The sequence below is a fragment of the Pseudomonas sp. LBUM1653 genome (assembly GCF_059716115.1).
In genome coordinates, this window is record NZ_CP166803.1 from 5,614,240 (window position 1) to 5,635,166 (window position 20,927).

Annotated in this window: 19 protein-coding genes, 5 tRNA genes and 1 pseudogene; 7 read left to right on the forward strand and 18 right to left on the reverse strand. The window is 59.6% G+C overall.

The window, feature by feature from the left end; genetic code table 11:
* Nucleotides 1-6 precede the first annotated feature (6 nt).
* The 4 genes from ACA054_RS25260 to ACA054_RS25275 form a co-directional block, all read right to left on the reverse strand.
* A complete protein-coding gene (locus ACA054_RS25260) occupies nt 7-786 on the reverse strand; it encodes an ABC transporter permease (RefSeq protein ID WP_497636177.1) in 780 nt (259 codons plus the stop codon).
* On the reverse strand, nt 783-1,715 hold the full coding sequence (locus tag ACA054_RS25265) for an ABC transporter ATP-binding protein (protein WP_497686684.1): 933 nt from the start codon (nt 1,713-1,715) through the stop codon (nt 783-785). The genes ACA054_RS25260 and ACA054_RS25265 overlap by 4 nt, the downstream gene beginning before the upstream one ends.
* 132 nt (nt 1,716-1,847) lie before the next feature.
* Nucleotides 1,848-2,471 carry a glutathione S-transferase family protein gene (locus ACA054_RS25270; RefSeq protein WP_497686685.1) on the reverse strand — a complete coding sequence of 208 codons (624 nt, stop codon included), beginning with the start codon at nt 2,469-2,471 and terminating at the stop codon, nt 1,848-1,850.
* A gap of 43 nt (nt 2,472-2,514) precedes the next feature.
* Nucleotides 2,515-3,174 carry a transglutaminase-like domain-containing protein gene (locus ACA054_RS25275; protein ID WP_497686686.1) on the reverse strand — a complete coding sequence of 220 codons (660 nt, stop codon included), beginning with the start codon at nt 3,172-3,174 and terminating at the stop codon, nt 2,515-2,517.
* A 263-nt stretch (nt 3,175-3,437) separates the two neighbouring features.
* Here ACA054_RS25275 and ACA054_RS25280 point away from each other — a divergent pair, with 263 nt between their 5' ends.
* Nucleotides 3,438-5,885: an acyl-CoA dehydrogenase gene (locus ACA054_RS25280; protein ID WP_497686687.1), complete on the forward strand. Its 2,448-nt coding sequence runs from the start codon at nt 3,438-3,440 to the stop codon at nt 5,883-5,885.
* 81 nt (nt 5,886-5,966) lie between these two features.
* Complete coding sequence (locus ACA054_RS25285; RefSeq protein ID WP_007991629.1) at nt 5,967-6,374, forward strand: PA2817 family protein; 408 nt, start codon at nt 5,967-5,969, stop codon at nt 6,372-6,374.
* 147 nt (nt 6,375-6,521) lie between these two features.
* Here ACA054_RS25285 and ACA054_RS25290 read toward each other — a convergent pair whose 3' ends face one another.
* Nucleotides 6,522-7,520 (reverse strand): LysR family transcriptional regulator, encoded by a 999-nt coding sequence (locus tag ACA054_RS25290; RefSeq protein WP_497686688.1) that lies wholly within the window; start codon nt 7,518-7,520, stop codon nt 6,522-6,524.
* A gap of 91 nt (nt 7,521-7,611) precedes the next feature.
* On the opposite strand from ACA054_RS25290, the gene ACA054_RS25295 reads away from it, so the two are divergent.
* The 3 genes from ACA054_RS25295 (at nt 7,612) to ACA054_RS25305 (ending at nt 9,753) form a co-directional block, all read left to right on the forward strand.
* Nucleotides 7,612-8,238, forward strand: a complete 627-nt coding sequence (locus tag ACA054_RS25295; protein WP_497686689.1) for an alanyl-tRNA editing protein — start codon at nt 7,612-7,614, stop codon at nt 8,236-8,238.
* Between the two features lie 104 nt (nt 8,239-8,342).
* Entirely contained in the window at nt 8,343-9,113 is a 771-nt protein-coding gene (locus tag ACA054_RS25300) for a 2OG-Fe(II) oxygenase (RefSeq protein WP_497686690.1), read from the forward strand.
* Nucleotide 9,114: 1 nt separating this feature from the next.
* Nucleotides 9,115-9,753, forward strand: coding sequence for a LysE family translocator (locus ACA054_RS25305; RefSeq protein ID WP_497686691.1), 639 nt, complete (start codon nt 9,115-9,117; stop codon nt 9,751-9,753).
* Nucleotides 9,754-9,813: 60 nt separating this feature from the next.
* On the opposite strand, the gene ACA054_RS25310 is transcribed toward ACA054_RS25305, so the two are convergent.
* The 5 genes from ACA054_RS25310 to ACA054_RS25330 all read right to left on the reverse strand — a co-directional run bounded on the left by ACA054_RS25310 (nt 9,814) and on the right by ACA054_RS25330 (nt 10,378).
* Nucleotides 9,814-9,889, reverse strand: a tRNA-Gly gene (locus tag ACA054_RS25310).
* 76 nt (nt 9,890-9,965) lie between these two features.
* Nucleotides 9,966-10,041 (reverse strand) — tRNA-Gly (locus ACA054_RS25315).
* Between the two features lie 3 nt (nt 10,042-10,044).
* Nucleotides 10,045-10,120, reverse strand: a tRNA-Glu gene (locus tag ACA054_RS25320).
* 104 nt (nt 10,121-10,224) lie between these two features.
* Nucleotides 10,225-10,300, reverse strand: a tRNA-Gly gene (locus ACA054_RS25325).
* A 2-nt stretch (nt 10,301-10,302) separates the two neighbouring features.
* Nucleotides 10,303-10,378: transfer RNA gene (locus tag ACA054_RS25330), tRNA-Glu, on the reverse strand.
* Nucleotides 10,379-10,762: 384 nt separating this feature from the next.
* Between ACA054_RS25330 and ACA054_RS25335 the strand changes: the two genes are divergently transcribed.
* On the forward strand, nt 10,763-11,521 hold the full coding sequence (locus tag ACA054_RS25335) for a hypothetical protein (protein ID WP_497686692.1): 759 nt from the start codon (nt 10,763-10,765) through the stop codon (nt 11,519-11,521).
* A 537-nt stretch (nt 11,522-12,058) separates the two neighbouring features.
* Here the strand turns inward: ACA054_RS25335 and ACA054_RS25340 are convergent.
* The 3 genes and pseudogenes from ACA054_RS25340 to ACA054_RS25350 form a co-directional block, all read right to left on the reverse strand.
* Nucleotides 12,059-12,940 (reverse strand): methyl-accepting chemotaxis protein, encoded by an 882-nt coding sequence (locus tag ACA054_RS25340; protein ID WP_497690368.1) that lies wholly within the window; start codon nt 12,938-12,940, stop codon nt 12,059-12,061.
* A pseudogene (locus tag ACA054_RS25345) lies at nt 12,917-14,023 on the reverse strand (HAMP domain-containing protein); the annotation flags it as partial. The pseudogene ACA054_RS25345 and the gene ACA054_RS25340, both read right to left, overlap by 24 nt.
* Nucleotides 14,024-14,157: 134 nt before the next feature.
* Nucleotides 14,158-14,919, reverse strand: a complete 762-nt coding sequence (locus ACA054_RS25350; protein WP_180202713.1) for an SDR family oxidoreductase — start codon at nt 14,917-14,919, stop codon at nt 14,158-14,160.
* Between the two features lie 235 nt (nt 14,920-15,154).
* Between ACA054_RS25350 and ACA054_RS25355 the strand changes: the two genes are divergently transcribed.
* Nucleotides 15,155-16,159 carry an NADP-dependent oxidoreductase gene (locus ACA054_RS25355; RefSeq protein WP_497686693.1) on the forward strand — a complete coding sequence of 335 codons (1,005 nt, stop codon included), beginning with the start codon at nt 15,155-15,157 and terminating at the stop codon, nt 16,157-16,159.
* A 153-nt stretch (nt 16,160-16,312) separates the two neighbouring features.
* Here the strand turns inward: ACA054_RS25355 and pyrF are convergent, their stop codons facing one another.
* The 5 genes from pyrF to ACA054_RS25380 form a co-directional block, all read right to left on the reverse strand.
* Nucleotides 16,313-17,011: an orotidine-5'-phosphate decarboxylase gene (gene pyrF, locus ACA054_RS25360; RefSeq protein WP_497686694.1), complete on the reverse strand. Its 699-nt coding sequence runs from the start codon at nt 17,009-17,011 to the stop codon at nt 16,313-16,315.
* A 167-nt stretch (nt 17,012-17,178) separates the two neighbouring features.
* On the reverse strand, nt 17,179-18,231 hold the full coding sequence (locus ACA054_RS25365; RefSeq protein ID WP_497686695.1) for an AI-2E family transporter: 1,053 nt from the start codon (nt 18,229-18,231) through the stop codon (nt 17,179-17,181).
* Between the two features lie 69 nt (nt 18,232-18,300).
* The gene (locus ACA054_RS25370; protein ID WP_497686696.1) at nt 18,301-19,107 is read right to left on the reverse strand and encodes a DUF4892 domain-containing protein; all 807 of its coding nucleotides are present in this window, start codon (nt 19,105-19,107) and stop codon (nt 18,301-18,303) included.
* A gap of 118 nt (nt 19,108-19,225) precedes the next feature.
* Nucleotides 19,226-20,080: an alpha/beta hydrolase gene (locus ACA054_RS25375; RefSeq protein ID WP_497686697.1), complete on the reverse strand. Its 855-nt coding sequence runs from the start codon at nt 20,078-20,080 to the stop codon at nt 19,226-19,228.
* The gene (locus ACA054_RS25380; RefSeq protein ID WP_497686698.1) at nt 20,077-20,883 is read right to left on the reverse strand and encodes an alpha/beta fold hydrolase; all 807 of its coding nucleotides are present in this window, start codon (nt 20,881-20,883) and stop codon (nt 20,077-20,079) included. Before ACA054_RS25380 ends, ACA054_RS25375 begins: the two co-directional genes overlap by 4 nt.
* Nucleotides 20,884-20,927 lie beyond the last annotated feature (44 nt).

The following is a 20,927-nucleotide window of genomic DNA, read 5'->3' on the forward strand; positions in this document are numbered from 1 at the left end:
GAGATTTTAGGTACGCATCCCCCGCCCACTCACCAGCAACCGCGCACAACCGATGTACAACACGATAGTCGCCACCAGCATGAACGTGATCGCGATGCTGATCCGGATATCCGATACCCCAAGAATACCGTAACGGAACGCATTGACCATGTGCAGCACCGGGTTGGCCAGGGACACGGTCTGCCAGAACGGCGGCAGCAACGAGATCGAGTAGAACACCCCGCCCAGGTAGGTCAAAGGCGTCAGCACAAACGTCGGGATGATCGAGATGTCATCGAAGTTGCGCGCAAACACTGCGTTGATGAAGCCCAGCAACGAGAAAATCGTCGCCGTCAGCACCACCACCAGAATGGTCACGCCCAAGTGATGCACCTGTAAATCGGTGAAGAACAGCGACAGCAGCGTCACGATGATCCCGACCATCAAGCCGCGCAGCACGCCACCGAGGGTGTAGCCAATCAGGATGGTGTGCGGCGACACCGGCGACACCATCAACTCTTCGATGGAGCGCTGGAACTTGCTGCCGAAGAAACTCGACACCACGTTGCCGTAGGAGTTGGTGATCACCGACATCATGATCAGCCCCGGCACGATGTACTCCATATAGGTGAAGCCACCCATGTCGCCGATTTGCCGACCGATCAGATTACCGAAGATCACGAAATACAGGACCATGGTGATGGCTGGCGGCAGCAGGGTCTGCGGCCAGATCCGGGTAAAACGCCGGACCTCACGGTAAACGATGGTATTGAGGGCAACGAGGTTGGGCTGCAGCTCGGAACTCATACCGCCACCTTCGACAGATTTTTCTCCACCAGGGACACGAACAACTCCTCAAGGCGATTGGTTTTGTTACGCAGGCTCAGCACTTCAATATTTTGCTGTGCAAGCTGAGTGAACAGCGCGGTGATGCCCATGGACTTGTCCACCTGGACCTCCAGGGTGTGACCATCGAGCAATCGTGATGGATAGCCAATCAGCTGCGGCGGCGCGCTCACACCGTTCTTCAGATCCAGCAGGAAGGTCTCGACATGCAGCTGGCCGAGCAACTGCTTCATGCTGGTGTTCTCGACGATGGTGCCGTGGTCGATGATGCCGATGTTGCGGCACAACTGCTCAGCCTCTTCCAGATAGTGCGTGGTGAGGATGATGGTGATGCCTTTCTTGTTCAGCTCGGTGAGGAAGGTCCACATCGAGCGACGCAGTTCAATGTCCACCCCGGCAGTCGGTTCGTCGAGGATCAACAGGCGCGGTTCGTGGACCAGCGCGCGGGCGATCATCAGGCGACGCTTCATGCCGCCGGACAGCGAACGCGACGGCACATCGCGCTTGTCCCACAGGCCGAGCTGGGTCAGGTACTGCTCGGCGCGTTCCTTGGCGACTTTCGACGGGATGCCGTAGTAACCGGCCTGGGTGACGACGATGTCGAAGGTCTTTTCGAACTGGTTGAAGTTGAATTCCTGGGGTACAACGCCGATGGAACGCTTGAGCGCCGCCGGGTTCTTGTCCAGGTCGTGACCGAAGATATTCACCGTGCCGCTGGTCTTGTTCACCAGGGTCGAAAGAATGCCGATGGTCGTGGATTTGCCGGCGCCGTTGGGGCCGAGCAAGGCGAAGAAGTCACCTTCGGCGACATCCAGATCGATACCACTCAAGGCCTGGAAACCGTTGCCGTAGGTTTTGGTTAGCTGCCGGATGGACAGAGCGGAACTCATATCGGATTACGCACCAAGAAGGGAAGAAAGGGACAGATATGGGCGGGCGGCAAGCAATGCAACCGCGGCGCATGGACGCAATGGTGCTTGTCGCCGCCCTACAAGTACAGTCAAGTGTGTCGATAGTGAGTATTAAGTCAACGCGGTCATGACCGCTTTGCGATACGCCGGACGCTGTTTCAACCGTGCGTACCAGGCCTGCAGATGGGGATGCGGCGAACGTTCGATCGGCATCTCGAACCAGGCATAAATGAAACTGCCCAGGGGAATGTCGCCCATGCCGATCTCCTCACCGGACAGGTAGGGCTGGGTTGCCAACGCCTGGTCAGCCATCGCCAGCAGCGCTTCGCATTCCTTGATCGCAGCCTTTATCGCGGGCCAGTCCTGTTGATCGGCCGGGGTGCGCAAAACGCCCCAGAACACCGTGCGGAACGGTCCGGCAAAACTGGAAGTGGTCCAGTCCATCCACTTCTCGGCGCTGGCCCGTGCTTGCAGATCTGCCGGATACCACGGGGTATTCGCCGCATGCCTGGCCATCAGATAACGGACGATGGCGTTGGATTCCCACAACACGAAGCCATCATCTTCAAGCACCGGCACGCGACCATTGGGGTTCATGGCGCGGTACTCGGGCGTATCGACGACACCAAAGGCACCGCCCGCATCGATGGCCTCATAGGCCAGGCCCAGTTCCTCGGCGGCCCACAATGGTTTTCTGACATTCGACGAATTTTTCCGACCCCAAATCTTCAGCATGACCGCCTCTTTATGGATGAATGCGCAGGCAGCATACGCCGGATCAGGCGCGACTCAAATCGCTCTGCATGTCCCCCAGCAGAGGCGCAAGTTGCTCGTCGAACAAGTGCGGATAACACTTTTCAAGGTGTTCGAAGAAGAACCTTTCCGGCACGTCGGTGAACTGGCCGTGGTCGATCAGGTACTCCATCAATTTTGCGCCGTCGCGATTGAAGGGGTGGAAAACACTGTCGTTAATCCCATCGAATTCCAGCGGTGCCACATTGAACAGATCGCATAAGCCCTGGTTGAACGCAGGCGTAGCCTTGACCCAGCGACCGTTCAGATAGAGCTCGGTGTAGCCGTGCATGGCGAACACGTCGCTCTTGAGCAACTTGAGCAAGCGTGGGGTCGATAAATGATTGCGCACATCCGCCAGGCCGATCCGCGCGGGTATCGCGCAATGCCGTGCTGCACCTGCCAGCAAGGTGGCTTTGGGCACGCAATAACTTTCCCCGGTCGCCAGCGCGTAACTGCCGCACAAAGTCTGCGGATCACGGCTGAAGGAGTACGGGTTGTAGCGCACCGCCTCGCGCACGGCGTAATAGAGTCGGATCGCCTGCTCGATCGGGTCGCGACTGCTGCCACGGTGTTTTTCGGCGAACTCCACCACCGAGGGATGGTCACTATCGATGAAGCGGCCGGGGCTCAGATACTCGTGCATGAGGGCAATCTCCCTGCTGGTAATGTCTAGGGCAAGACCCGAGTCTAGCGAGAGGTTCAGCACAGAGATAACGACGTTTCGGCCAAATATGGGCGCTTTGCCGCCCGCTCAATGAACGATTTTTCACGGTCTGTCACGCAAAAGGCCTACACAATCATCCAGGGTTTCCCACGATTTCAATCCCATCGCTCTGACCACCCCGTTTCGCGGATGCCGTCTAAGCTCTCTGGGTTGGTTTGCCCTGGGTTCACGGAGGATTAAATATGCTGCTGTTGTGGATACTGGTTCTGGTTGTCGGGATAGCTTATTTAGCCCACCGTCGCATCGCGCCGCTGCCTGCCCTGGGCATCGTGGCTGTCTATCTGCTGGCAATGGGCGCCTTCAGCCGCGCACCGGGTTGGCTGCTGTTGATTTTCTGGGTGTTGACCGCCGCTGTGGCGGCCCCCCTGCTATTGCCTGATCTGCGCCGCAAATTCTTCAGCGCACCGATGTTCAACTGGTTCCAGAAAACCCTGCCGCCAATGTCGGAAACCGAACGCGACGCCATCGAAGCCGGCACCGTGTGGTGGGATGGCGAACTGTTCAGCGGTCGCCCGGACTGGAACAAACTGCTGTCCTATCCCAAGGCGCAACTGAACGAAGAAGAACAGGCCTTCATCGACGGCCCGACCGAAGAACTCTGCGCCATGGTCAGCGACTGGCAGCTCGGTCAAACCATGGACTTGCCGGCCGAGGCCTGGACTTACATCAAGGACAACGGCTTCTTTGCCCTGATCATTCCCAAAGAGTTTGGCGGCAAGGGCTTCTCGGCCTACGCCCACTCGCAAGTGGCGATGAAACTGGCCAGTCACAGCGGCGATCTCGCCTCCACCGTGATGGTCCCCAACTCCCTCGGCCCGGCCGAACTGTTGCTGCATTACGGCACTGACGAACAGCGCAACCATTACCTGCCACGCCTGGCGCGCGGCGACGAAATCCCCTGTTTTGCATTGACCGGTCCCCTGGCCGGTTCGGACGCGGGCGGCATGCCCGACACCGGGGTGATCTGCAAAGGTGAATGGGAAGGCAAGGAAACTCTCGGCCTGCGCCTGAACTGGGAAAAGCGCTACATCACCCTGGGCCCGGTGGCCACCCTGCTCGGCCTGGCGTTCAAGGCATACGACCCGGACCACCTGCTGGGAGATGAGGAAGACCTGGGTATCAGTCTGGCGCTGATTCCAACCGATCTCCCCGGTGTGGAAATCGGCCGCCGTCACCTGCCCCTGGGTGCGGCGTTCATGAACGGCCCGAACTCCGGCAAGGATGTTTTCGTGCCACTGGAGTTCCTGATCGGCGGCCAGGAAATGCTCGGCAAGGGCTGGATGATGCTGATGAATTGCCTGTCCGTCGGACGTTCGATTTCCCTGCCGGCGGTGGGCACCGGCATGGCCAAGTTCACCAGCCTGGTGACAGGCCAGTACGCGCAGATCCGCGAGCAGTTCAACGTGCCGATTGCCGCTTTCGAAGGCATTCAGGAAGCCATGGCGCGCATCGGCGGCAACGCCTGGATGATGGACGCCGCGCGGATGCTGACCGCCAATGCGGTGGACCTCGGCGAGAAACCGTCGGTGCTGTCGGCGATTCTCAAGTACCACCTCACCGAGCGTGGCCGCGAGTGCATCAGCCAGGCAATGGATGTGCACGGCGGCAAGGCGATCATCATGGGGCCGAACAACTACCTCGGGCGCAAATGGAACGGCGCGCCGATCTTCATTACCGTGGAAGGCGCGAACATTCTATCGCGCAACCTGATGATCTTCGGCCAAGGCGCCATTCGCTGCCACCCCTTCGTGCTCAAGGAAATGGCCTTGGCCACTCGGGAGGACAAGGATCAGGCACTCACCGAATTCGATGACCTGCTGCTCAAGCACATCGGCTTTGCCGTGGGCAACGCCGCCAGCACGCTGGTGCTGAACCTGGGCTTCGGGCACCTGGAGCAAGTGCCCGGCGACAAGCTCAGCCAGCGCTACTTCCGCGCGCTCAACCGTCAGGCCGCTGCGTTCGCCCTGCTCGCCGACCTCAGCATGATGCTGCTCGGCGGCGAACTGAAACGGCGCGAACGCCTGTCGGCACGGCTGGGTGATGTGCTGAGCAACATGTACCTGGCCAGCGCCGCGCTCAAGCGTTACAACGACCTCGACTCGCCGGAGTACATGAAGCCGCTGTTTACCTGGGCCATGGAGGAAAGCCTCGGTCACGGAGAGCGGGCCATGGATGAACTGCTGAACAACTTTCCGAACAAGGTGCTGGCCTGTCTGTTGCGGGTGATCGTGTTCCCGTTCGGCCGTCGCCACAAAGGGCCGTCGGACAAACTCGGCGCCGAAGTTGCGGCAGTGATTGGCCGTGCCAAGGGCGATCCGGCCCTGGAGGAAGTGCTCCTGGGTTGCTACCGCCCGCAATCGGTCGAAGACCCTGTTGGCGTCCTGCAGCACACCTGCAATCAGTTGAACGCTGCGCAACCCTTGCGCAAGAAACTGCATGTGGCGCTCAAGAGCGGTCAGGTCAAACCGATCGCTGGGGAAAATATCATCGATGCAGCATTGGAAGCCGGCGTGTTGCAACCGGTGGAAGCACACACGCTTCGTGAGGCCGAAGTGTCGCGGCGTAAAGTGATCGATGTCGATGCTTTCGACAAAGAGGAAATAGCACTGACCGATGGCAAGGTCCGCTGATCCATCCAGCGCTCCATCATGGGAAAATGCGCGCGGGAGCTTTATACTCCCGCGCCCGTTTTGCTCTTGAGGACTTATCTCGTGTCCAACATCGTTGCCGATCATCTCGTTTTGCTCGACCACTTGCGTAGCATCCTGGTCGCCGTAGGTGAGGCCGAGCAGGTTCCCGAAGAAAGCCATGCCTTGTTCCTGGAGCGCTTCGACGAACTGCTGGCGTCATTGCCGATCGATCCGATCGAAAGCCAGTACCTGGGCCAGGACATCCTGACTCAAGTGATTTCCCGTTATCCGCAAATCGCCCACCTGATTCCACGGGATCTGCTGTGGTATTTCGCCGGTGACTGCCTGCACTACTTGTCCGATGAAGAAATCGACCTGTATCAAGCACTGGAAGAGCGTCGTTTCGAAGCCGAACAGAATGACGAGCCTTTTGACTGGAACCAGGAAAAGCAGCTGCTGGCCTTGTCGAATCAGGACAGCAAGCACTGATACGAAATCCGCAATGCAAAAGGCCCGCATGGTTGAACCTGCGGGCTTTTTTTTTGGATCAAAAGATCGCAGCCTTCGGCAGCTCCTACAGGGTGCACGCAATTCCCATGTAGGAGCTGCCGAAGGCTGCGATCTTTTGCTTATGATTCAGAACAACCCATCACTCTCGGGCAGCTCATACTCCGATACAGCCGTACTCAGAAGGCTCGACTTACCTGGCTTGCCCAAAGTCGGCTCCTTCTCCAGGCATTCCACCAGGTAATCAATCAACACCCGTAGCTTTGGCGGCAGGTAGCGGGTTGGCGAGTACAGCAACCACGCGCCCCCGTGGTAGGACGCCAGAAACGTCCAGTCCGGCAGCACTTGCACCATCAACCCCTTCTCCAAGGCACGGCGCGCGGTGAAATACGGCAGGCTGCCGATGCCGATGTGCTGCAATACCGCGCCAAAACGTACACCGGTGTGATTGGCGGCATATCGCCCGCGCACACCGACGGTTACAGATTTGTTGCCTTTCTTGAACTTCCAGCGCGCATCGCTCGGGGTTTCGCCCAAGTAAATGCAACTGTGGTTGAGCAAGTCATGGGGATGAGTCGGCGTACCGTGCTCAGCCAGATATTGGGGTGTGGCGCAGAGTAAATGGTCGATGGTCAGCAACTGTCGCCCCACCAATCCCGCTGGCGGCCGGTCGGTGATACGAATCGCCAGGTCGACGTGATCGTCGATCAAATCCACCTGACGATCCTCAAGCAACAGCTCCACATCCACCTTGGGATAACGGCGCAAAAACTCCGGTATATGCGGGTGAATCACGATTCGGCCTACGGCTTTCGGGACGCTGATGCGCACCACCCCCTCGGGCTCATCAGTGAACTGACCACTGATTTCCATCACTGACCGGGCGGCGTTGACCATCTCCCGGCACCGCTTGAAGACCTCCTCGCCACCGTCGCTCAAACGTAACTTGCGCGTGGTTCGTTGCAGCAGGCGAGTGGCCAGCGCCTTCTCCAGACGCGAGATGCTGCGGCTGACAGCCGAGGGCGAAGAACCCAACTGGCGAGCGGCTTCGGAGAAGCTGCCGGTTTCGACGACCTTGACGAAAATCGCCATTTCACCCAGTAACGGCAGTGGAAGATTTATGCTCACAACGCAACAGTCCTTTGATGTTTGAACGGATTATCACGCCAAACCACGCTTCATATAATAAAAAATAGAAATTTGAATACGAGCATGGAATATGACGCTTCGCCTCTTTTTCCATAGTGATGACCTCAAGGCCAATGTGGAAGTCCTGGACTGCGCACCTCACGAAAGCGAATTCGCCGTGGTGCTGCGCGCAACCTTGTTTCACCCTCAGGGCGGCGGACAACCTTGTGATACGGGCTGGATTGGCGACAGCCGGGTACTGCGCGTAGTCCAGGACCCAGACCGGATCGTCCATTTCGTCGATCAGCCGGTCAACCCTGGCATGACCCAGATCCGGGTCGACGAGCAACGTCGCCAGTTCAATACGCGCATGCATTCGGCCGGCCATCTAATTGGCCACTTCGTCCAGGCCATGGGCTGGATGCCGATCAAGGCGCATCACTGGCCCGGCGAAGGGCGGGTGCAATTCAAACCCGCGGAATCGGCGCAGGACGTTGACGCGCAGACCGTTCAATACGGCCTCGAACAGTGGATCGCCCATGATCTGCCGCGCCTGACATCGCTGCGCGAAGGCGCCCGGGAAATCAGTTTCGGTGAACTGCCCGCCTATGGCTGTGGCGGCACCCATGTACGTAGCCTGAAGGATTTGGGCGCGGTCACGATCACGGCCCTTTCGCAAAAGAAAGGCACGTTGTCCGTCCACTATCACGTGGACTGAGCCTTTGGGCGAAGGCGCCGCCGCTTTCGTTGCGGCTGCCGCCTGATGCCGGGCAAGCCTGCATCCGCAGGCTTGGTTGACTCTCTGATAGAGGGACCTGAACCATGATGCTTGACGTCGAGCGTCTCGATGAGGCGTGCATAAAAAAACTGGCCCATGAGGAAGTGCTCGCCATCCGGATCAAAGGCTGGCTGTCTCCGGCGCTGGCGACTCAGATTGGCGACAAGATCCTCGCTCCCGGATTTGAAGGCTATATCAACGCGCCGAGCATCGGTCGCATCGGCATGGCGTTTTACGAAGCGGAAAATCAGGCACTGCTGATCGAGGATTACTTCGAGCGTGCCACCCGCAACATCGCAGAGCTGCGTAATCGTTGTGCACCCTATGCGTCCCCGGTCGACACCCTGCGCTGCATCCTCGACGAATCCTGGCCAGCCGGCGCGCACCTCGAAAGCCTCTACGGCCGCAAGATGTACGTCGGGCTGTCCCGGGTGGTCAAACCCGGCGTGTGTTTTCTCGCCCATCACGACATTTTCGCCAAGGACGCCCCGGACAGCTTCCAGGCCAGGAGCCTGGAAGCGCAGTTCGCCTGCAACGTCTACCTGAACATGCCCGCCGAGGGCGGCGCACTGCAAGTGTGGGACCACGACATTACTCCTGCGCAGTTCGACGAAATGCGTGGCGACAGCTACGGCATCGACCCGGCCCTGCTCGGAACTCCGGCGCTGGAGATCCTTCCGGCACCGGGCGATTTCATCATGTTCAACTCACGCCGCATGCACTCGGTGACACCGGGTGCGGTCGATCCCCGCTTGAGCCTTTCATTCTTTGTCGGCTATCGCGGCACTGCTTCCCCCCTGACTTTCTGGAGTTGAGATGCTTTCAAATTACCTGGGCGAGTTCCTGGCGTTGGCGACGATTCACTTTCTGGCCGTGGTCGCCCCCGGACCGGATTTCGCGGTGACCATCCGCCAGAGTGTGCGGTTCGGCCGAGTGGTCGGCATCTGCACGGCACTGGGCATTGGTGCGGGGATTTCCGTGCACGTGCTGTACACCTTGCTCGGCGTCGGTGCCTTGATGCATACGATTCCCTGGTTATTGACGGTGGCCAAGGTCGTGGGTGGTGCCTACATTCTTTATCTGGGTGTGAGCCTGGTGCGCAGCCGGCCGAAATCTGTATTGGAAGGCGATCAGCCGACTGATCAACCAGTCGTTGAGCAAACACTGCTGAAGGCGTTTACGACAGGCTTTTTGACCAACGCCACCAATCCCAAGGCCACGTTGTTTTTCCTGGCGATCTTCACCACGATCATCAGCGCCACGACACCGTTGAAGATTCAAGCGTTGTACGGTGTATGGATGTGCGTTGTGAATGCCCTGTGGTTTGTGATCGTTGCGTTGTTCTTTTCCAGCAGCAGGGTGAGGTTGCTGTTCATGCGCATGGGGCACTGGTTCGAACGCAGCATGGGGGTGATCCTGATCCTGTTTGCCGGGCGGTTGATTCTGTCGATGTAATACGACGCGCATCGCGCACAAACAAAAACGCCGCTCAATGAGCGGCGTTTTTGTTAAATATGGAGCGGGAAACGAGACTCGAACTCGCGACCCCGACCTTGGCAAGGTCGTGCTCTACCAACTGAGCTATTCCCGCAAATGGCATCCCCTGGGGACTTAAACACTTGTTGCAAACAAAAACGCCGCTCAATGAGCGGCATTCTCGTTAAATATGGAGCGGGAAACGAGACTCGAACTCGCGACCCCGACCTTGGCAAGGTCGTGCTCTACCAACTGAGCTATTCCCGCAAATGGCGTCCCCTAGGGGACTCGAACCCCTGTTACCGCCGTGAAAGGGCGGTGTCCTAGGCCACTAGACGAAGGGGACACGCTGCCCGGAACACATGGTGTGTGTTTCGGTGCCCAGACCCGCATCCGAAGACTTGGTTCTGGTTTCACTCAGCCCTGCCCGAAAGCAAGACTGTTTAAAAATGGAGCGGGAAACGAGACTCGAACTCGCGACCCCGACCTTGGCAAGGTCGTGCTCTACCAACTGAGCTATTCCCGCATTGGCGTCCCCTAGGGGACTCGAACCCCTGTTACCGCCGTGAAAGGGCGGTGTCCTAGGCCACTAGACGAAGGGGACACACTACAACATTCACTACCTGCTTCGTTTCGCTGTGTGCTTTACGCTGCAAGTGGCGCGCATTCTATGGATGGATTGAGAGGTCGTCAACCCCCTGTTATAAATTTATTTAAATCAATGACTTCGCCCTGCTTTCCACCCCCGTTCGGGTTTTCCGTCGCTTGGGGTCTGGCGCCTATATTCTGACACCCGCCAAGACGTTATAGTCGACGCCATGAGTGATGGCAATATGCTCCAGAGTGCCAGCATTTATATAAGCGGGCTGCGGCCGATAAAACTTCAGCCACGCCGAGGCAATCAGTCGAGCGGCTTCAGGCACCTGGATGCCAAGCCACTACACTCGCATGCAAACCCTATAAAGAGGTCTTACCGGTGACACCACTCATGATCACCCTGCTCGTCGTAGCCGGGATTGCACTCTTGATCGCCATTGGCTACATCAACCATGTGGTGGAAAACAATAAGCTGGAAAGGGCCCGCACCAAGGTTGAACTCAATGACCGCCTGCGTCGCTGTGGTGAGATCACCGAGACGTTTCCCGGCCAGTTGATGACGCCAGCGCTCAAACTGTTGCTGACCCGCCTGGAACTGAATGTTTGCCAACGCCTGCTGAATCTGGAAAAGACCAGCGCCAACCTCAAGGCACGGATTACTGAACTGGAGGCTCTGGTTGCCCAGGGCGAATCGATTCCGGTCAACAACCCGCCGGCACCGATCCAGACTGAAGCCAAGGCCAAGGACGTACGTTTCCTGCTCGAAGCCCTGCACGGCCAAATCACCCGCGCTGCCCAGGATGGTTTCTTGCCACCCAGCGAAGCCAAGGGCTGGATCCGTGAAGTGCGCCATATCCTTGTGCTGCTGCACATCGAATTTTTCAACAACCTCGGCCAGCACTCCTTGCAGCAGAACCAGCCCGGCCAGGCGCGGCTGGCGTTCGAACGCGGCGTGCAGTACCTGCGCAAACAGCAGGAACCCCAGGTCTACGCCGAACAACTGGAATACCTGGAAAAACTCCTGGCCCGCGCCAACGACCAGGTCATGGACCGTATCGCTCCGGTAGAAGGTGACGTCAACCAATTGACCGAAGGCCTCAAGGACGTCGAGGCGGATGCGGACTGGAAGAAGAAAGTGATCTACGACTGATCATCTTGTAGGAGCCGGTTTGCTGGCGAACCAGGCGCTGCGGTGCATCTGGTGCACCGCGTTATCGTTCTTCGCCGGCAAGCCTGGCTCCTACGGTGGAGATGCGTACGAACTCTCGATCAGGCCGGCCGGTAGGCCGCTCGCTTTTGCTTTTGATTTGGCTTTTGATCTTCTTGCCCCATCGAGAGGCCGAGTGGAGGTTCTGCGCAGTGGGTAACCCGGCATGGATGCCGGGTTAGCCGCGCTGGGCCAAGGATGGCCCATCGCGGCGGGCCCTGTAGGAGCGAGCATGCTCGCGAAAAACCTGAGAGCACCGCGGGGTGTCAGGCTCCCCGCGTCATCGTTGACCTCCATCGCGAGCATGCTCGCTCCTACAGGCTCTTCCAAGTGACTCGCCGTAAGGGCGAAACCTTAGGTGGCCGTTACCGCAGCAATGGATATGTACGCGGTCAACATAATCCAGGTCGGCTGTCAGGCCGCCTTCGCGAGCAGGCTCGCTCCCACAGTAGATCGAGTGAATACACCGAGGGACAAGGCTCAAAGCCTGAAATGCCCCACCATCCCCTTCAACTCAACCCCCAACTGCGCCAGCTCGATACTCGACGCCGCATTGCCCTGCATCGCCAGCGAAGACTGGTCTGCACTCGCACGAATACTCGTGACGCTGCGATTGATTTCCTCGGCCACCGAGCTCTGCTCCTCGGCAGCAGCGGCGATCTGCTGGTTCATCTGCTGAATCAAGGACACGGCCGCGGCAATACTCCCCAGCGCACTCTCGGTCTGCAGTGCATCACTGACGGCCAGTTTCACTAACTCACCACTGCTTTGTATCTGCTGCACCGACGCCTGCGCCGCCGTGCGCAAGGCGCTGACCAGTCGCTCGATCTCTTCGGTCGATTGTTGGGTCCGCTTGGCCAGGGCCCGCACTTCATCGGCCACCACCGCAAACCCCCTGCCCTGTTCACCGGCCCGGGCCGCTTCGATGGCCGCGTTCAGGGCCAACAGGTTGGTCTGTTCCGCCACGCTCTTGATAACGCCGAGCACCGTGCCGATGTTCTGGATTTCCGCGCTCAGGCTTTCGATACTTGAACTGGCCGAAGTGGCGGAATCCGCCAGTTGCTCGATCCGCACCATGCTCTGGCGCACCACCTGTTGCCCACTTTCAACCTTGCCATCCGCCGTTTGCGCTGCCAGTGCGGCCTCCTCCGCATTACGCGCGACGTCGTGCACGGTGGCGGTCATCTGGTTCATGGCCGTCGCAACCTGATCGGTTTCTTCCTTCTGGCTGCTGACTTCGAGGTTGGTCTGTTCGGTCACGGCAGACAGCGATTGCGCTGAAGTTGCCAACTGCTCGATGCCAGCCTGCAAGCCGCTGACGATCTGGCTCAGCCCTGCGCCCATCTGCTGCATGGCCTGCATCAACTGGCCAATCTCGTCACGGCGGGTCACTTCAACCTTCGCACTCAGGTCCCCTGCAGCGATCTGCTGCGCCACACGAATCACAGTGCGCAGCGGCGCCACGATCAAGCGGGTAATCACCCACGCCGCAATCAACCCGACCAGCAAGGCCAGTACGGAAGAGCCGAGTATCAGCAACGAGTTGTTTTTCAGCTGCGACTGCATCGACTGGTCTTCGGCGACATAGGCCTGATCCACCCGTTCCACCACTTGGGCAGCGCGTTGATGCAATTGCTGGTAGACGGTTTTTTCCTGTTCCAGCAGGCCGGTGTACTCAGCGAGCTTGTCGCTGAAACTGGCGATATGGCCGGTGACTTCATTGAGGACCGTCTGGTAGCCCTCATCCTTGACCGTGGTCTTGAGTTGCTCGGCCTGGGCCAGCGCCTGACTGGCCTGCTCGATCTTGCCCTGCCCGGCGCTGTCGTCGCCCTTGCGGCTCTGGTCCAGACGCACGCGTGCTTCGTTCATGGCTTGCAGCATCAACCGTGAAACCTGGCTGACCTGGTTGGCTTGCTCGATGAATGACGCGCCGTCCTTGCCTTCGGTTTCCTTCAACGTATAAGCGCCGTCATCGGCGAGCCCGGCTTGCAGGACGTCGAGGTTGTTGGCCACGCTGGACACCGACCAACTGGCCATTTCCAGCGCCAGGTCCTTGGCCTGGCTGAGCGAGACAAATTCGTCAAACGCCTTGCGGTAAGCCCCCAGGGACTGCTCGACGTCATTCATGACCGGTACGTTGGCCGCCGACGCTGCCTTGAGCTGGTTTGCCAGGTCGATCAGGCCGTCAACGCCTGCGTGCAAGGCATCGACGGTTTTCGGGCTGCCGTGCAAGGCATATTCCTGCTCCAGCAGTCGCACCTTGAGCAAACCGCTGTTGAGCGAAGACATCTGCTTGAGCCCGTCGAAGCGCTGGCTGATGGTTTGCAGCGACCATACGCCGATGGCCGCCACCAGGGCCGTCAGCAACAGCACCAGCGCAAACCCGACACCCAGTTTTTTTGCCATACCGAGGTTGGCAAAACGTCCTTGCACGGCCGAAATCATTGCACTCAGTCCCCCGCCATTATCAGTAGCGGCAGATTCGCAACGGGCCTGTAGCAACACAAGTCTCTGGCGTCGCAATAATGGCAAAAAGCTACGCCCACGTCGTTTTCAGAACGCTGGAGGTCGATCCGCTATCAAAACGCAGTAACCCCGCCATCCACGGCCAATGAGTGCCCCGTGGTGAAAGCGGCGCCATCGCTGCACAGGTACAGCACCGCACTGGCGATTTCCTCGACCTTGCCGATGCGGCCCACCGGGTGCATCGCATTGGCGAACTCGCCCTTCTTCGGGTCTGCTTCATAAGCGCGGCGGAACATGTCGGTGTCGATCACCGCCGGGCACACGGCATTGACGCGGATTTTCTTCTTGGCGTATTCAATCGCGGCCGATTTGGTCAGGCCGATGACCGCGTGCTTGGAAGCCGCGTAGATGCTCATCTTCGGGGCAGCCCCAAGACCGGCCACTGACGCCGTGTTGACGATTGCACCGCCGCCCTGGGCCAGCAGCAAAGGCAGCTGGTACTTCATGCACAACCAGACGCCTTTGACGTTGACGCCCATAATCGCGTCAAACTCGTCGACCGTACCTTCGGCCAGTTTGCCTTTCTCGATCTCGATACCGGCGTTGTTGAAGGCATAGTCGAGACGGCCGTAGGTATTGACCACTTCATCCATCAGATTCTTTACATCGCTTTCCACCGTCACGTTGCAACGCACGAAAGTCGCTTCGCCGCCTGCCGTACGGATCAGCGCTACCGTGCCTTCTCCGCCCGCGGTGTCCATGTCGGCCACCACTACTTTCAAGCCTTCGGCGGCAAACGCCTGGGCAGTGGCCCGGCCGATACCGGCTGCCGCGCCTGTTACTACTGCCACCTGGCCGGAAAACGTCATGCTCATTGTTCTGTCCTCGAAGATAAGTTTGCGGGGGGTCGCGTTTTCCCAGCATAGCCACCGCCCCCCTGCCCAGGCAGCACTATCAAAAGGCCGGTTGAGCCCCCATGAGTGCCAGTGATGGAACTACCGTACCAACTATCACTGCACTGGATCAGGGCGTATTCGCCGAATCAGCCGAACTTGCGACATCGCTCTTGAGGGTCTATCAACAAGGTTTCATTCATCCTGAGTGCCTGCCATGACGTCCCAGACCAATCGCCAATTTCTGCTCGCCAAACGCCCAGTGGGTGCCGCGACCCGGGAAACCTTTACCTATCAGGAAGTACCGCTCGGCGAACCGGCTGCAGGCCAGATCCTGGTCAAGAACGAATCCCTGTCCCTGGACCCGGCCATGCGCGGCTGGATGAACGAAGGCAAGTCCTACATCCCGCCGGTCGGTCTGGGTGAAGTGATGCGCGCGTTGGGAGTAGGCAAAGTCGTAGCCTCGAACAACCCTGGGTTCGCGGTCGGCGATTACGTCAACGGCGCCCTCGGTGTGCAGGATTATTTCCTGGGTGAGCCGCGCGGGTTCTATAAGGTCGATCCGGAACTGGCGCCGCTGCCGCGCTATTTGTCCGCGCTGGGCATGACCGGCATGACCGCTTACTTCGCGTTGCTCGACGTGGGTGCGCCCAAGGCCGGCGATACCGTCGTACTGTCGGGCGCTGCCGGTGCGGTGGGCAGCATTGCCGGGCAGATTGCCAAGATCAAGGGTTGTCGGGTAGTCGGCATCGCCGGCGGCGCGGACAAGTGCAGGTTCCTCATCGACGAACTGGGTTTCGACGGCGTCATCGACTACAAGAATGAAGATGTCGTTGCAGGCCTCAAGCGCGAATGCCCGAAAGGCGTCGACGTGTATTTCGATAACGTGGGCGGCGATATCCTCGACGCTGTATTGAGCCGCTTGGCCATGAAAGCACGGGTGGTGATCTGTGGCGCCATCAGCCAGTACAACAACAAGGAAGCGGTCAAGGGCCCGGCCAACTACCTGTCACTGCTGGTCAACCGCGCACGCATGGAAGGTTTTGTGGTGATGGACTACGCCGCGCAGTTCGCCGCCGCCGGGCAGGAAATGGCCGGTTGGATGGCCAAGGGGCAGCTCAAGAGCAAGGAAGACATTGTGGAAGGGCTGGAGACGTTCCCCGAGACGCTGATGAAGTTATTCAGCGGGGAGAATTTCGGCAAGTTGGTGTTGAAGGTTTAACTCAGAAACCGAACACACCACAAAACAACTGTGGGAGCGACGGTGCGACGATTCGACCTGCTCGCGAAGACGGACTGACAGCCAACATCAATGTTGACTCATACACCGCTTTCGCGAGCAGGCTCGCTCCCACAATGGTACTTCAGTGCTTGATCAGGCGAGTTCGGCCACCACATCGGCCAGCGCCTGGGCCGGATCCGCCGCCTGGCTGATCGGACGGCCGATCACCAGGTAATCGGAACCGGCATCCAGCGCCTGGCGTGGGGTCAGGATACGGCGCTGATCGTCCTGGGCGCTGCCCGCCGGACGAATCCCCGGGGTCACCAGTTGCAGCGACGGGTGCGCCGATTTCAGCGCCTGGGCCTCCAGGGCGGAGCACACCAGGCCATCCATCCCGGCTTTTTCCGCCAGTGCAGCCAGACGCAGGACCTGCTCCTGCGGCTCGATGTCCAGACCGATACCGGCCAGGTCCTCACGTTCCATGCTGGTCAATACCGTCACACCAATCAGCAGCGGTTTTGGCCCGGTGCGCTGGTCCAGCACTTCGCGGCAGGCAGCCATCATGCGCAGGCCACCGGAGCAGTGAACGTTGACCATCCACACGCCCATTTCCGCCGCCGCCTTGACCGCCATGGCCGTGGTGTTGGGGATATCGTGGAACTTGAGGTCCAGGAACACTTCGAAACCCTTGTCACGCAGGGTGCCGACGATTTCCGAAGCGCAGCTGGTGAACAGTTCTTTACCGACTTTGACCCGGCACAGTTTCGGGTCCAACTGGTCGGCCAGCTTCAGTGCGGCGTCACGGGTAGGGAAATCCAGGGCGACGATGATAGGAGTCTGGCAGGCGGACATGAGTAGGCTCTCAGGCAAGTCGAAATCGGCGCGCATTGTAGCGGAACCAACGGCCCTGCGGGACCCGATGATCGGTAAATCGTCGAGAACGCTTCGGCAAGACTAGCCTCTGCGACGATTGTGTCGAGTTCGGTACAGTCACGACACGCGCTGCTCAAGGGTTGAATTCAGCGACGGTCATCAACCCGAGCCTGGCTCTTGCTCCAGTCGGTCAACAGGCTGTAAGCCACAGCCAGCAACGTCGGCCCGATAAACAGGCCGATGAATCCGAACGCGATCAACCCGCCAAACACCCCAAGCAACACGATCACCAGCGGCAAATTCCCGCCCCGGCTGATCAGGTAGGGTTTGAGCACGTTGTCCACGCCACTGATGATGAACATGCCCCAGATGCCGAGGAACACCGCCATACCGTAATCACCCTTCCAGGCCAACCAGGCAGTGGCCGGAATCCATACCAGCGGCGGCCCCATGGGAATCAGGCTGAGCATGAAGGTCACGATACCGAGTACCAACGCTCCGGGAACGCCGGCAATCAGGAACCCGATCAGCGCCAGCACGGCCTGGGCCGCGGCGGTGCCGATCACACCGTTCACCACCCGTTGCACCGTGCCCGCCACCAACTCGATGTAGTACCCGGCACGGTGGCCAATCAGCCGCTCCAGCAAGCCATGAACAAAGGCTGCCAACCGTGGGCCGTCGCGGTAGAAAAAGAACACGAAGACAATGCTCAGGGTCAGCTCGAGAATGCCGCTGCCAATCTGCGCGCTACGCGCCAGCAACCAGTTGCCGACCTGGCCCAGATAAGGCTTGAGCGACACCATCATCGCCGCGCCCTGCTGATCGATACTGTTCCAGATCACCACCAGCCGCTCGCCCACCAGCGGAATGCTGACCAGCCAGGTCGGCGCTTCAGGCAGGCCGTCGACCTGCACATCCTTGATGAACGCCGTGGCGTCGCGCACATGGTCCGCCAGGTTGAACCCCAGCCACACCAGGGGCGCCGCCACCAGCACCATCCAGCCCACGGTCAGCAAGGCTGCCGCCAGGGACTCGCGGCCATTGAGCCAGCGGGTCAGCAGGCGCATCAGTGGCCAACTGGCGAAGGCCAGCACTGCGCCCCAGAACAGGGCCGACCAGAACGGCGCCATCACCCAGAAGCTCGCGCCAAACAGCACCAGGAGCAGGATCTGCACCAACAGCCGATCGTTATTGATCATCACAGTCTCGAAAAAATCATTCAGCAAAAAGAGTAGGCGAACACGCCACGCGTGTCCGCCGGATAACGCTTATCGCAGCAATTTGATATGCAGGCCAGAGCCGTCGACACCACCGGACTCCATCCGTGCCGCACGTACGCCCTGTTCGATCAACGACTGACGCCAGGCTTCGGCGTTGGGCCCGGACACACTGACCCGCAAGGTCGCGTCCAGGTTCAGGCCCCGGGAGATCAGGCGCAGCCAGGTGTCATCGGGTGTTTCAGTCAGCTTGGGAAAGTCGAGTTCACCGGTACTCTTGAGCTCGCGCAGCAAGGTCGCGGACGTTGGCAGCAAATCACCCAGTGGGGCGACGGCGTCGAATTGTTCGACGTGCAGATAGGCTTTGCGATTGCCACGGGTGATGCTGTAAAGCGCCACCAGCGTATTGTCCCGCGGTGCGGCCAGGCGTAACAGCAGGTACGCCTGCTCATTGTCGGCGCCATAGAGTTTGGCATTACCGAACACTTCGTTGGCCCACAGGCTGCTTTCGCCGCAATCTCGAGCCTGGCACCAGAATAGCAACTGGGCGTCCTGCTGCTGCAGGGCTTCGCGCGCGGCGGTGAAGGCCTGGGTTGAAGAATGCTCCGCCGGCAATTCATAGGTCACTGACGTGACATGCCCACGCGCACTGACCTGTCCGTCAAAGCGCAGCTGACCGCTGATCTTGCGGATCGAGCCGAGCGGGTAGATCCGTTCAAGCTCTGCCGAGGGGCGATAGTCGACGATTTGCGCATCGGTCATGCGCGGCACGATCGGCAAGTCCTGACTGCCGGGCAGATCGGCGGCTAATGATAGAGGACTGAAACAACAGAGCATCAGCAAACTGAGTGAGCGCATGGATAAACTCATCAGATCGGCATGACCTTGTGGCCAGTCGGGGTCGCAGCGGTGTAGAGGTCTATCATGGTTGTCTCCCTTTTCAACCCGCCCAGCCTCGACAGTTGCCCGGCGCAAGTCAAGGAATGGCGAAGAACCGATTGAAACAGTCTGCGACAAGGTCGGCGCCGGGTTCGTCATTCAGGTGCAAATGATGGCCGCCTGGCAGCTGTTCAAGGCTAAAGGGTAGACGCTCCAGCAACTCGGGGTGCTTGGCGAGCATGCCGTCGGCGGCGACCACCAGTTTCGCCGGGCAAGCGATCCGCTGGACGAAGGCCATGGCCTGCTCGGTGGTGAGACGCAGCGGCGATGGCAGCGTGAGGCGATTGTCGGTGCGCCAGGTGTAGCCGCCCGACACCGGCATCAAGCCACGTTGGGCCAGCAGCTCGGCGGCTTCGCGACTCACCGCCACCAGACCTTTCATGCGCGCTTCGATGGCGCGGCCCTGGGTGCTGTAGACCGGTTTGCGCTTTTCCCGCAGATCCAGTTGCGCCTGCAGGGCCATGCCCATGCGTTCGGCAGCGTTTTCGCCTTTGTCCGTGGGTGGAATGACACCGTCAATCAATGCCAGGTGGGTGACACGCTCCGGCAACGAGCCGGCAATGATCAGCGATGCGATGGCGCCCATCGAATGCCCCAGCAACGCAAACCTCTTCAGGCCAAGCTGCTCTGCAACTTGCAGCACATCGTGGGCATAGTCCCACATGGCGTAACCAGCGCCCGGCGGGCGGTGCCCCGAATGCCCGTGACCGGCCATGTCCAGGGCGATGATGCGCAGGCCTTTGAGCTTCGGTGCCAGGCGGGCGAAGCTGTTGGCGTTGTCCAGCCAGCCATGCAGGGCAATCACCGGCAAACCGTCTTCGGGGCCAAACAAATGCGCCGCCAATTCGATATGCGGCAGGCTCAGGCGGACTTCTTCGACGACCTGGCTCATGCGCAATCCTGTTGCTGGCGGTCGTCCCAGCGGTTGAACAGGTTTTTCAGCAGTACTGCCGTCTCCTGCGGACGCTCCAGAGGAAACATGTGACCTCCAGGCATACTCAGCGCCTCGCCATTTGGCATGCGCCCGACCGAACTGGTGTGATGGCGCATCACCACCCGGCTCTCGTGCCCGCGAACGACCGCCAGCGGCACTTTCAACTGCCGTAAGCGGCCGGGGCTTGTGTGCGGTACGCCCCGGTAGATGCTGATTTCCGTGGCCGGGTCGAAACGCAGGCGCAACCTGTCGCCGTCCAGCTGCAAACCATAGTGCAGGTAGGCATCGAAACAGTCCGGATCGAAGCTGCGAAACAGGCTCTTGCCAGCGAAATAACGGCGGGCACTCTCGAGATCGGCGAATTCTTCACGACGACCCAGGGTGCGACCGGCCGGGGTCAGGCGGTCGATGAAACCCAAGCGCTTGGCCGCGCGGATGACCCATTGATCGGTGCGGGTCAGCACCGGCGAATCGAGCATCACCACACCGCGATACAACTCGGGGCAACGCAACGCCGCGTGCAGATGCAGTACGCCACCGAAGGAATGACCGACGCCCCACACCGGCTGCGCCTGTTGCTGCAGGTGGTGGATCAGTTCATCCACCAGGTTGTACCAGTTGTCGTCCGCCGGGAAACGCGGGTCGTGGGCATGCTGCTCCAGATGCGTCACCTGAAATTCGGGTGCCAGCGCCGCAAACAACTTGCCGTAGGTTCCCGAAGGAAAACCATTGGCGTGGGCGAAAAATATCTGTTGCGACATACCTGCAAATCCATGAGCGAGACCAGGCGTTGATTGTCCGCAAG

Excerpts from the sequence above, each read along its gene's own strand:
- ACA054_RS25260 (WP_497636177.1), bottom strand. The coding sequence starts at position 786 with ATGAGTTCCGAGCTGCAGCCCAACCTCGTTGCCCTCAATACCATCGTT.
- ACA054_RS25265 (WP_497686684.1), bottom strand. The coding sequence starts at position 1,715 with ATGAGTTCCGCTCTGTCCATCCGGCAGCTAACCAAAACCTACGGCAAC.
- ACA054_RS25270 (WP_497686685.1), bottom strand. The coding sequence starts at position 2,471 with ATGCTGAAGATTTGGGGTCGGAAAAATTCGTCGAATGTCAGAAAACCA.
- ACA054_RS25275 (WP_497686686.1), bottom strand. The coding sequence starts at position 3,174 with ATGCACGAGTATCTGAGCCCCGGCCGCTTCATCGATAGTGACCATCCC.
- ACA054_RS25280 (WP_497686687.1), top strand. The coding sequence starts at position 3,438 with ATGCTGCTGTTGTGGATACTGGTTCTGGTTGTCGGGATAGCTTATTTA.
- ACA054_RS25295 (WP_497686689.1), top strand. The coding sequence starts at position 7,612 with ATGACGCTTCGCCTCTTTTTCCATAGTGATGACCTCAAGGCCAATGTG.
- ACA054_RS25300 (WP_497686690.1), top strand. The coding sequence starts at position 8,343 with ATGATGCTTGACGTCGAGCGTCTCGATGAGGCGTGCATAAAAAAACTG.
- ACA054_RS25305 (WP_497686691.1), top strand. The coding sequence starts at position 9,115 with ATGCTTTCAAATTACCTGGGCGAGTTCCTGGCGTTGGCGACGATTCAC.
- ACA054_RS25335 (WP_497686692.1), top strand. The coding sequence starts at position 10,763 with ATGATCACCCTGCTCGTCGTAGCCGGGATTGCACTCTTGATCGCCATT.
- ACA054_RS25340 (WP_497690368.1), bottom strand. The coding sequence starts at position 12,940 with ATGCAGGCCATGCAGCAGATGGGCGCAGGGCTGAGCCAGATCGTCAGC.
- ACA054_RS25350 (WP_180202713.1), bottom strand. The coding sequence starts at position 14,919 with ATGAGCATGACGTTTTCCGGCCAGGTGGCAGTAGTAACAGGCGCGGCA.
- ACA054_RS25355 (WP_497686693.1), top strand. The coding sequence starts at position 15,155 with ATGACGTCCCAGACCAATCGCCAATTTCTGCTCGCCAAACGCCCAGTG.
- pyrF (WP_497686694.1), bottom strand. The coding sequence starts at position 17,011 with ATGTCCGCCTGCCAGACTCCTATCATCGTCGCCCTGGATTTCCCTACC.
- ACA054_RS25365 (WP_497686695.1), bottom strand. The coding sequence starts at position 18,231 with ATGATCAATAACGATCGGCTGTTGGTGCAGATCCTGCTCCTGGTGCTG.
- ACA054_RS25370 (WP_497686696.1), bottom strand. The coding sequence starts at position 19,107 with ATGCGCTCACTCAGTTTGCTGATGCTCTGTTGTTTCAGTCCTCTATCA.
- ACA054_RS25375 (WP_497686697.1), bottom strand. The coding sequence starts at position 20,080 with ATGAGCCAGGTCGTCGAAGAAGTCCGCCTGAGCCTGCCGCATATCGAA.
- ACA054_RS25380 (WP_497686698.1), bottom strand. The coding sequence starts at position 20,883 with ATGTCGCAACAGATATTTTTCGCCCACGCCAATGGTTTTCCTTCGGGA.